Origin of the sequence: Psychrobacter sp. AOP3-A1-26 (assembly GCF_052378235.1) — a bacterium.
Taxonomy (GTDB): domain Bacteria; phylum Pseudomonadota; class Gammaproteobacteria; order Pseudomonadales; family Moraxellaceae; genus Psychrobacter.
The window spans coordinates 1-10,245 of the sequence record NZ_JBQSXN010000100.1 but is presented as its reverse complement, the minus strand read 5'-3'; the positions used below and the strand labels follow the sequence as shown (position 1 = coordinate 10,245).

The 10,245-nt window shown below is 43.8% G+C and carries 10 protein-coding genes; 4 read left to right on the top strand and 6 right to left on the bottom strand.

The window, feature by feature from the left end; genetic code table 11:
- Nucleotides 1–133: 133 nt before the first annotated feature.
- The 4 genes from ACT3TU_RS12600 to crcB all read left to right on the top strand — a co-directional run bounded on the left by ACT3TU_RS12600 (nt 134) and on the right by crcB (nt 3,331).
- Nucleotides 134–700 carry a c-type cytochrome gene (locus ACT3TU_RS12600; RefSeq protein ID WP_225735380.1) on the top strand — a complete coding sequence of 189 codons (567 nt, stop codon included), beginning with the start codon at nt 134–136 and terminating at the stop codon, nt 698–700.
- A gap of 148 nt (nt 701–848) precedes the next feature.
- Entirely contained in the window at nt 849–1,397 is a 549-nt protein-coding gene (locus ACT3TU_RS12595; RefSeq protein WP_192529697.1) for a c-type cytochrome, read from the top strand.
- Nucleotides 1,398–1,851: 454 nt separating this feature from the next.
- Nucleotides 1,852–2,910: a tRNA (adenosine(37)-N6)-threonylcarbamoyltransferase complex transferase subunit TsaD gene (tsaD, locus tag ACT3TU_RS12590; protein ID WP_444784450.1), complete on the top strand. Its 1,059-nt coding sequence runs from the start codon at nt 1,852–1,854 to the stop codon at nt 2,908–2,910.
- 49 nt (nt 2,911–2,959) lie between these two features.
- A complete protein-coding gene (crcB, locus tag ACT3TU_RS12585) occupies nt 2,960–3,331 on the top strand; it encodes a fluoride efflux transporter CrcB (RefSeq protein ID WP_192529695.1) in 372 nt (123 codons plus the stop codon).
- Between the two features lie 171 nt (nt 3,332–3,502).
- On the opposite strand, the gene ACT3TU_RS12580 is transcribed toward crcB, so the two are convergent.
- The 6 genes from ACT3TU_RS12580 to potA form a co-directional block, all read right to left on the bottom strand.
- Entirely contained in the window at nt 3,503–4,444 is a 942-nt protein-coding gene (locus ACT3TU_RS12580) for a lantibiotic ABC transporter permease (protein WP_444784449.1), read from the bottom strand.
- Between the two features lie 288 nt (nt 4,445–4,732).
- The gene (locus ACT3TU_RS12575; RefSeq protein ID WP_444784448.1) at nt 4,733–5,524 is read right to left on the bottom strand and encodes an ankyrin repeat domain-containing protein; all 792 of its coding nucleotides are present in this window, start codon (nt 5,522–5,524) and stop codon (nt 4,733–4,735) included.
- Nucleotides 5,525–6,038: 514 nt separating this feature from the next.
- On the bottom strand, nt 6,039–6,929 hold the full coding sequence (locus ACT3TU_RS12570; protein ID WP_444784447.1) for a LysR family transcriptional regulator: 891 nt from the start codon (nt 6,927–6,929) through the stop codon (nt 6,039–6,041).
- A 93-nt stretch (nt 6,930–7,022) separates the two neighbouring features.
- A complete protein-coding gene (gene potC / locus ACT3TU_RS12565) occupies nt 7,023–7,856 on the bottom strand; it encodes a spermidine/putrescine ABC transporter permease PotC (RefSeq protein ID WP_444784446.1) in 834 nt (277 codons plus the stop codon).
- Nucleotides 7,856–8,734: a spermidine/putrescine ABC transporter permease PotB gene (potB, locus tag ACT3TU_RS12560; protein WP_444784445.1), complete on the bottom strand. Its 879-nt coding sequence runs from the start codon at nt 8,732–8,734 to the stop codon at nt 7,856–7,858. Before potB ends, potC begins: the two co-directional genes overlap by 1 nt.
- Complete coding sequence (gene potA, locus ACT3TU_RS12555; RefSeq protein ID WP_192523650.1) at nt 8,734–9,990, bottom strand: spermidine/putrescine ABC transporter ATP-binding protein PotA; 1,257 nt, start codon at nt 9,988–9,990, stop codon at nt 8,734–8,736. The genes potB and potA overlap by 1 nt, the downstream gene beginning before the upstream one ends.
- Between the last annotated feature and the right edge of the window lie 255 nt (nt 9,991–10,245).

The following is a 10,245-nucleotide window of genomic DNA, read 5'->3' as shown; positions in this document are numbered from 1 at the left end:
ATTAAGTCTATGTTATGATAAGTTTTGTTTACTGGCTGACGTTTCGGTCAGGGATGATAATCAGACGCTATAACCAAACGCTACAACGCTTTTATGGCTATTATATTGAGGATCTTTTTTAATGAAAATTGGCATGAAAAAAACAGCAGTTAATACCGCATTATGGACAACCTTGATTCTCTCTATGGGTATCAGTTTAAGTGCTTGTAGCAGTGAAAAAGAAGACGCTGGCACAGAGTCAGGAAAAGTCATGGCTGTCGATAGAGTCGACGATGCGTCAGAACTTGCTCGCTCTAATGCGCCAGAAGCGGAAGATATGGAATTTCCAGAAACAACAGCGGTGCCAGCTACGGATGTTGAAGCAGACGCGACGACCAATACCGAAGAAGGCAGTGAAAGTGAAGAAGAGGTAGCTGCTGATACGTCAGATACTACTGATAGCGCAGCGCTTAATGTCTCTGACAATACTGGTGAGCAGCTTTATAATAACCAGTGCATGGCTTGCCATGCCACTGGTTTACTTGATGCGCCAAAATATGGTGATGCAGAAGCCTGGGCACCGCGTATTACTCAAGGTAAAGAAACCCTATATACTCACTCGGCCAAAGGTTTTAACCAAATGCCCGCTCAAGCAACCAATGGCGTCACCGAAGAGCAAATCCATGCAGCAGTTGACTATATGGTTGCCGCTGCCAGCTAACGTAAAACACACAGATGCAGAAACAGTCGCAAGATCTGCTGTTCAATATCGAGTAAGCAAAAAATCGTTAACTCAGCGATGGTAGGCATGGAATAAAAAAGTATCAACAAAAAATAGCTTACTTAACCCAACCGGCAAAGGAATGAATATGAGTATCAATCAATTACGTATGAATAAAAAATCGCTAAATATAGCGGGAAAACTAACGTGGTCAACATTAGGTCTTAGTGCTTTATTAGCACTTAGTGCCTGTAGTGGTGGTGACAATACTGCTGCTGAAGAGCCAGCTGCTACCAACGACACTGAAACTGTGGTCGTGGAGCCTGAAGTCCCTGTCGAAGTAGTAGAAGAAGAGGTCACACCAGAACCTGAAGTAGAAGCAGAACCTACCGAAGTACCAGTAGAAGCAGCAGCAGAAGCGACTGCTGAAGATGCGGCTGAGCCTGAAGTGTTAGCGGCTGATGCTGGTGAGAAGTTGTATGAAAAGCAGTGCAAAGTTTGTCATGAAGGTGGTTTGTTGGACGCACCTAAATACGGTAATAAAACCGATTGGGCGCCGCATCTTGTCAAAGACATAGATACGCTGCATATGCATTCAGCTAAAGGCTTCAACAAAATGCCAGCACAGGCGAGTGATGAGGTTAGCGAAGCACAAGTTCACGCAGCCGTTGATTATATGGTAGCGGCAGTTAGCTAATATCAGTGATTGAAATTTGATAGAATAACCGTCATTGTAAGATTGCAGTGGCGGTTTTTTTATGGTGAATACAAAACAGTATATGATCAAAAACGACATACAATCAGTGAACAGTAATATAGATACATCACCTGCCGTCACGTTTTTAAAGGATTTTGACTTTACTTATTAAGCTTTTTCAAAAGCTATTTTCGATTTTTAACATTAGGGCGTGTCCTCATTTTGAAAATGGTGATAAAAATGAGATAAATTGCAGTCAAACAAGGAAAATAGCACAGATAATATCAAGATATTAGCCAGCTATTTGACACAGTTTGGCAAGATTTAGCCATTTTTAACCCATTTAATTGATTTTGTTCAGATTGAGGACATGCCCTAGTATTTAGCCCTAAAAAAATAATATTTAGCACAGCGATGATATTATTTAGCGAAGCGATAAAATAAAGGCACAAACATGAAAGTATTGGGTTTAGAGACGTCTTGTGATGAGACTGGGCTAGCGATTTTTGACAGTGAACAGCTAGATAGCGACAATCAAGGTTTGGTTGGTCAAGTACTGTATTCACAGATAGAGCTGCATGCACTTTATGGCGGCGTGGTGCCCGAGCTTGCCAGTCGCGATCATATTCGCAAGCTGGTGCCCTTGCTGAACGAGCTGTTAGAACAATGTGATATAAAAAAAGGTGAAATTGATGCCATTGCCTATACCAAAGGGCCAGGGCTCATCGGGGCGCTGATGACCGGTGCATTATTTGGTCGCAGTTTGGCGTATGGTCTGGATATTCCAGCAATTGGTATTCATCATATGGAAGGGCATTTATTGGCACCGCTGATGGGCGCAAACCCACCCGCGTTTCCTTTTGTCTCGCTATTAGTGTCTGGTGGACATACCTTGCTGATTGCCGCTCACGGTATTGGGCAATATGAGATATTGGGTGAATCGATAGATGATGCAGCAGGCGAGTGCTTTGATAAAGCGGCCAAAATGCTAGGCTTGCCTTACCCTGGTGGTCCTAATATCGCCAAACTGGCTGAAACAGGCAATCCAAATGCTTATAGTCTACCAAGACCGATGCTGCATCGCGGCTTGGACTTTTCGTTTAGCGGTATGAAAACAGCGGTACATAATCTGATTAAAGATACCCCATACTCAGGGGGGTCAGGCAATCAGTCCGACAGCGACCCACAAGTACGCGCCGATATTGCTGCCAGTTTTCAGCACGCTGTGGTCGATACGCTAGTGAAAAAGTGTGTCAAAGCACTCAAGCAAGCCAATATGAGCCGACTGGTGATTGCGGGCGGGGTTAGTGCCAATAGCCATTTACGTGAGACGTTAGAGAGTGAGCTCGCTAAAATAAACGCCACTGTTCATTATGCACCGCCAGCGTTATGTACCGATAATGGGGCGATGATTGCTTATGCAGGTTACGAGCGTTTGCAAGCGGGACAATCTGATGATTTGGCCGTCAGTTGTGTACCGCGTTGGCCGATGACTGAGTTGCCAGCCGTATAGTTTCTTTGCTTATTAGAATGGCATTCATTAAGAAAATAAGGATTACATCATGCAATGGCTTGCCATCGGCTTAGGGGCAGCAATCGGCGCTTGTCTGCGTGCGTGGCTGGGACGCTTTAATCCGCTACATAGTTGGATTCCGATAGGGACGCTAAGCGCCAATATTTTAGGGGGATTACTGATAGGTCTAGCTATGGTATGGTTTCAGCGTACCGGCAGCATGCTATCGGTCAATGCAAAAATGTTTGTTATTACTGGATTCTGTGGCGGATTGACCACCTTTAGCACTTTTAGCGCTGAAGTCTTTAGCTTGATAAATGCAGGACGTATGCTTGCCGGTCTTGGATTGGTTGGTTTGCATGTGGGATTGACGTTATTAGCCACCGCGCTAGGTTTTTACTTCTTTAAACTGGTTTTATAACTTTTGATAGGCATTACTCGCTTAACGGTCTGATATAAGTAGTTGCTTTATAGCAGTCTGTTTTAAGTGGTCTATTAATAGGTTTAAAGGGCAAAATAACTGGTTCCCTTGGGGTATACCCAAAAAATAAACCCTCTAAACAATAACTTATCTGTAAGTAGTCAGGGCGATTCAGAAACCTGACTTTAAATCCATAGGTCGAGTCGTATGGCGTTTTGCCATATATTTGCCCAGTAAGGGTAAGCAAAACATTGGTAATTGAAAAGCACCCAGTAACGGTAGAAACACCGCACCCATAAAGGGTACAGTTATGGTGTAAGAAAGTAATACATTGCGTCCGCCACACACCAGCGCCGCGACAATAGCATTCTCATAGCCAAAACGCCGATATATTATATAAGCGGTAAAATAAAATACCAATGCCAATACCGAACTTAGCACTAGTAATAACAACGCTTGCCAGGGATTATGGTCAAAGGTGGTACGAAATCCTGCCATCAGTCCCAGTGGAAACAACATCAGCAGTAAAATATTAAACTGCCCAATTTTGGGATAATAACGTGACAAAATAGCAGGTGGAACAAACCGACGCACTCCCACAGCTAGCACCATTGGCATAAAAATATAAACTAACAAGCGTTTGACATAAAGACCAGCGTCTAAATTTGAACTTTCATCGCCTAATAGCCATAATACGCCTAATAATGTGAATGGCATAATGAGCGTAGCAGCGATAGTTTTTGCCGTCGCCAGTTGTGCATCAAACCCCACCGCATTGACCAACGCACCACTACCAAACAATGGGGCAGTGGCGCCAAGACCTGCAATCGCCAATAGCCAATCGCCACGTACACCGAGCGCATAAGCAATTAATACTAAAACTAGACACATGCCCCCGCTTTGTAACAAGGCAAAAACCCACACATAGCTTGTCGCTATACGCTTTAACAGCGCGTATTGGTCGATGCCCAGTAAAGTAAAGAACATCAAGAAGAACAGTATTTGGGGCAAATATACCAATACTGCATTGGATAAGTTTGGAAAAACAAAGCCCACAATTGCGCAAACTGGCATAATTAATGTGCTATGGCGCGCAATAAAACTAAGAAGCATGGCTTTTCCTAATAAAAAATGTTTTTTTGATACATATGTTGAACCACGCTGGGATTGTTTGATATTCAACAATCTTAGAGAGTATGAAAATTCCTAGGTGTCTCATATATCTACCACATCGATGCCTGTATAGGGAACCAAACCAGTGAAGGTACCTGAGTGGTTCGCCATAGGTATAACCTAAAAAAGGACGCTTCAAAAACTGTGAAGCGTCCTTTTTTTAAGTATCTAGACTACTATGAATGTCTGTAATCAAAAGCAATTAGATAGCTCTAATGATTGAAAACGTTATTGACAACTTGCTTTGCCCGTACGATGATTAACCACACCTTTTGACGCAAGTAATTTTGTCATCTCTGCATGACCGCGAGTACAAGCATAGGAGTAAGCACTTTGGTTGTACGATTGCATAGTCTTATCTTGAGTAGTCGCCACAAGGTTGGGATTAGCACCTTGAGCCAGTAAATATTTGACCGTCTCAATACGATTATTACTAGCGGCAACCATAATAAATGTTTCACCATCATCTTCTATTTCTTGGTCGTTTAAATCGACAGGCGCTTTGTCATTTAATAACTTATGTACTTTTTTAACAATAACGGTATTTCCCCCTAGTACAGCAGATTTCATGACGTTATAAACGTCACCATCATCTTTAGCATATATATCAGCGCCTTTATCAACTAAGTAATCTACAATATCTTCATAGCCAATAAATGCTGCCCAGCCGAGAGCGGTTTGATTAAGGCTACCTGTATCTTTAGCTTCTAAGTCTTGACCATTATTTACCATATATTTAACCGTTGCTAGATCACCTTTTTTTACAGCATCAAACCACTTGGCATCTGTTCCTGTAGAGGGCTTGTCATAGAACACACGCCAAGAAAGCTTGTCTTCATTAGCGAGATCAAAGTTTTCAGCATCACTATAGCGAAACCCTACTTGTGGAATAGGCGCAACTTGAGATGTTTTTACCACCTCAGTCTTGTCTACAGTATTATTAGTGCTAAGACTTGAACAAGCCGTTAGTAGCATAGTAGATATTAAAACTGACGCACTCATTTTATAAAAAATCTTCATAGCAAAACCTCAAATAAGTAACTTTATTATGTGAACCACATATAGTTTGAAGTAGTCGTTATAACAAGACAATAGGGGCTGTATAGAATTCATCTATTAGGACTGCTGATCGCTAAAATAATTCCAGACTAGGCGTAAATCGAAGGTAATGTCGAGACCTTAGCTAGATTTACAACAACGTCTGGGGCGATTTTAGCATCAGTCCGAAGGAACAGGACTATTTTTTGCCACTTCATAGCCAAAACTATCGCGCTTAGAATAACTAAACTTACTATTTTTGGCGTCGAATTGCCTAAAAAATAGTCTCTGTCAGTTCCTTAGCTGAATTCTATACAGCCCCTAGTAACATGCCGTAAATTCATCTGCGAAAAGCTCACTACATGTACACTACGAAGTACACTGGAACTATCTCAGGGAGAAAACCCGTTGGTATCATGAGCCTAGAGCCAAAGCTTCAAGTCCTCACTAGGGTACCGTCCTCGTTCTCATAACGGGTTTTATGACAAATAAAATTCTAAACTGGCTTTACTATCCCTTCTAGCAAACTGGCAAACCCTTGCATATAGGCGGTATCTTGACTGGAGGTACGCGTCGCTGCGTATAGCTGACAATGTACGCAATCGCCTAATGGACGCGACACAACCCAGCCTTTTTTCTCATATTCGGCAACTACCCAATCAGGCAATGCCGCCACTCCTCGTTCACTAGCGACCAACTGAATCAGCATCGCGGTCAACTCCGTGGTACGAATACTCTCAAAGCTTACCTGCGCTGGGGTCATAAAGTTGGCAATAATATCGAGGCGCTTAGCCTCTACTGGATAGGCAATCAGCGTCTCATCGGTCAAATCCTCTGGCTTAATAAATTCCTGCGCCGCTAAATCATGCGTGGGCGACAACACCAAGCGACTTTCGTACTCGAACAAGGGCTGATAGCTGATACCCTCTAACGGTAAATCACTGGTGGTAATCAACAGGTCAATATCACCTTCCATCAATAAATGATGCGGCTCAGGTTCAAAGCCAGTAGCAAAGTCTAGCTCCACATCCGACCATTCTCGGCGATAATGATTGAGTATCGGCATCAGCCAATCAAAGCAGCTATGACATTCAGACGCTAGGCGCAGCCTGCCTGCTTGGCCGTGCGCTAAGCGCTTAAGATTGGATTTGGTACGGGTGACTTGCGGCATGATGCTATCTGCCAATGCCAATACCGTTTTTCCCGCTGGAGTAAAAGTCAGAGGGCGTGTTCGACGATTAACCAAACTGATATCATAGTAATTCTCCAGCTCTTTTAGCTGGTGCGAGACCGCAGAGGCAGTGACATGCAACTCATCGGCAGCTGCAGCGAGCGAACCATGTGCTCTTAGCGCGGTTAAGGTATTGAGATGACGGAGTTCTAACATAAGACAACCTAACCGCTAAAGTGAGAAAAATTCATTATAATTGATATGGCGCTGATTTTCATTCAAAGTTTGTTTCCAATAAACGTTGGCCAGTTAGCGTCGACGCAATAATAGCTGCGAGATAATGACTAGTATCAGCGAGGCGACTAATAATATCGTCCCAATCGCATTGACCTCAGGTTTTAGACCGACGCGTACCATCGAATAGATCCGCAGTGGTAAAATCTCATAGCTGGGACCAGTAACAAAGGTCGAAACCACCACGTCGTCTAAGGATAAAGTAAAGGCAAGCAGCCAACCTGCCATCACCGCTGGCAGAATAACAGGGATTAGAACGGTACGCACCATCGTTGATTCATTGGCACCCAAATCGCGTGCCGCTTCCATCAAGCGCTCATCCAAACTGCTTAAACGCGCAAACACTGTAATGACCACAAACGGCAGGCAAAAAGTAATATGCGCCAACAGCAATGATACAAAACCCAACTGTAGACCAATTAGCAAAAACAGCGCCAATAATGAGATAGCCAACACAATCTCAGGCGACATCATCAGCACAAATAATAGGCCATTTAGCAGACCTTTACCGCGAAAGTTATAGCGGTGTAGCGCGAGGGCAGTTAGCGTACCTATTACAGTCGAAACGGTCGCGGCGACCAACCCCAATACAATAGAATGCCAAAAAGCATCGAGCATGGCTTGGTTATTGAATAGCGATTCGTACCACTTTAAGCTAAAACCACCCCAATTGTAGCCAATCTTGGATTTGTTAAATGACATCACTACCAAAACAACAATGGGTAAATATAGCATGGCATAAATTAGGCCAAGATAGCCTTTGGCAGCGATGCTACCAATTTTAATACTTCCAGTCTTAATAGAAGGCCTCTTTTTAGTCGGTGCATTAGTCCGTGAACTATCAGACATCAGGCCACCTCATTAAAATCAGTCTTGCCAATACGGCGACTACTGGCACGGTAGGCAAGTAATAATACGGCCATCGCCAGTGTCAATAACACGCTGGCTGCAGCGCCAAACGGCCAATCACGCGCATCCAAAAACTGGTTTTTTATAATATTACCCACCAATAAATTGCGTGAGCCACCTAAAATATCGGCGACGTAAAACATACCCATTGCAGGTAATAGAACCAACAGCACCCCTGAAATAATCCCTGGCGTGGTCAACGGTAATACCACATGCCAAAAGGTCTGGGTCTTTGATGCACCCAAGTCCTGTGAGGCGAGTAGCATGTCATTGCGCAAATCGGTAAAAACGGCATACAGCGGCAGCACCATAAAAGGAAATAATAAGTAGGTTAAACCTGCTATTACCGCCCCTTGGGTATATAAAATATCAATAGGGGTATCGATGACTCCGATGGCCAGTAGTGATTTATTAATCAAACCATTATTGGCAAACAGCAATTTAAGGGCATAAGTCCGCACTAAAGAGTTGGTCCAAAACGGTAGGATTAACAGCATCATGAGCAGCGGTTGCCACCGCGCTTTGACTTTAGAGATTAGCCATGCAAAAGGGTAGCCAAGCAGCAAGCAGATGACCGTGGTGATACTTGCCATCCATAATGAATGGACAAATACGCCAAAATACAAGGGATCAATCATGCGCACGTAGCTATCGATACTGACAGGTAGGCTAATAAAATCGGTGCTATCACGGGTTAAAAAACTGACCGCAATCACCAGTATATTGGGTAATAGCGCAAAGATAAGCAGCCAACCCCAAATCAGCCATAGCGTTGCCGTACGAAAAGGACTTTTATTACTGACGCTAGTACGTGCCATTAGGTGAGATCCTTTTGGGCAGCTAGGTTAATATGGTTATTATTTTCGTCATCAGGCGTAGCATCTTCTGGCAACACCCATTCCCAGCCATCAACCCATGACACTTTTACGCCCTCATTTAACTTATAATCAAAGCTTGGATCATCCTCATCAAAGAACTCCGACGCCTTAATAATATGGCCATTTTCCAGCTCAATAATGGAGTCTAAGGTGCTGCCTTTATAGTTGCTTTCAATGACCCGCCCTAGTAGGCCAGTATGTTCGGCGTTATTGGGATCGTAAATCCGTAAATCTTCAGGGCGTAGCAATAAATTCACGATATCGCCAACTTGGACATCGTTGGCAAAGTCCGGGCGGCGTAGATTGCGTAAGGTAGTCGGACCATCTTGCGCTTGCGCCTCGCAAACCTCGACTTCGATCCGTCCATTGGTCACCCGACCATCACGATCTGGCTGCTCAGGATAAACGCCCTTGACCTCAGCCTTAAATAGATTGGTCTCACCGATAAATTTGGCAGTGAATAAATTGGCAGGGGTTTCATAAATTTCAATAGGCGTGCCGATTTGCTGAAACTTGCCGTCTTTCATCACTGCGATGCGGTCTGACATCGATAGCGCTTCTTCTTGGTCATGAGTAACAAAGACAAAAGTAATGCCCAGCTCACGCTGCAGGCGCTTAAGCTCAGACTGCATTTGTAGGCGCAGCTTATGGTCAAGTGCCGATAGCGGCTCATCGAGTAATAGCAATTTAGGGCGATTAATCACCGCCCGTGCAATCGCCACGCGCTGCTGCTGACCACCAGACAAGTCTTGCGGTTTGCGGTTGGCAAGATGTTCAAGTTGTACCATCGCTAGCATTTCACGCACGCGGGTTTGAATCTCGTTTTTAGGGACTTTTTTGAGCTTAAGACCGTAAGCGACGTTTTGCGCCACTGTCATATGCGGAAATAATGCATATTGCTGGAATACGGTATTGACTGGCCGCTTATCCGCTGGCAAGCCTGCCATCTGTACCCCATCGAGATAAATCGCCCCTGCATCTGGTTGCTCAAAACCGGCAATCAACCGTAGCAATGTGGTTTTACCACAGCCAGATGGTCCAAGCAGGGTTAAAAATTCACCATGCTTGATATCGAGATTGATGTCTTTTAATACTTCCGTTTGATCATAGGTTTTTTTCAGACCAGTCAGTTGCAGTAGCACCTTGTCAGTGTTGGATGGCGCAGTGGTAGGCATCTGTGAGTTTGATTCGGTCATAAGCTTGCTTCCTAAAATACCAAAAGATCAATATGGCCATAAACTATGAATGGATACGGCATTTGGTTGCTGAGTATTATAACAAACCCTTGCTAGAAATCAGTGCAAGTTCGTTATCTGTGGGTTGGTTTGGGCTTTAAGCCATGTAAAGTTACTTTAAACGCCTTCCACTTATTTTTTACGGTTTTTATCCATCTTAACTATAGTCCGTTCTAAATAAAATCGACACGTCAATAATCCCGTGCTACTGGAGTA

Coding starts and splice junctions, on each gene's coding strand:
- potA (WP_192523650.1), bottom strand. CDS start 9,990: ATGACCGAATCAAACTCACAGATGCCTACCACTGCGCCATCCAACACT.
- tsaD (WP_444784450.1), top strand. CDS start 1,852: ATGAAAGTATTGGGTTTAGAGACGTCTTGTGATGAGACTGGGCTAGCG.
- ACT3TU_RS12570 (WP_444784447.1), bottom strand. CDS start 6,929: ATGTTAGAACTCCGTCATCTCAATACCTTAACCGCGCTAAGAGCACAT.
- ACT3TU_RS12575 (WP_444784448.1), bottom strand. CDS start 5,524: ATGAAGATTTTTTATAAAATGAGTGCGTCAGTTTTAATATCTACTATG.
- potC (WP_444784446.1), bottom strand. CDS start 7,856: ATGTCTGATAGTTCACGGACTAATGCACCGACTAAAAAGAGGCCTTCT.
- potB (WP_444784445.1), bottom strand. CDS start 8,734: ATGGCACGTACTAGCGTCAGTAATAAAAGTCCTTTTCGTACGGCAACG.
- ACT3TU_RS12595 (WP_192529697.1), top strand. CDS start 849: ATGAGTATCAATCAATTACGTATGAATAAAAAATCGCTAAATATAGCG.
- ACT3TU_RS12600 (WP_225735380.1), top strand. CDS start 134: ATGAAAAAAACAGCAGTTAATACCGCATTATGGACAACCTTGATTCTC.
- ACT3TU_RS12580 (WP_444784449.1), bottom strand. CDS start 4,444: ATGCTTCTTAGTTTTATTGCGCGCCATAGCACATTAATTATGCCAGTT.
- crcB (WP_192529695.1), top strand. CDS start 2,960: ATGCAATGGCTTGCCATCGGCTTAGGGGCAGCAATCGGCGCTTGTCTG.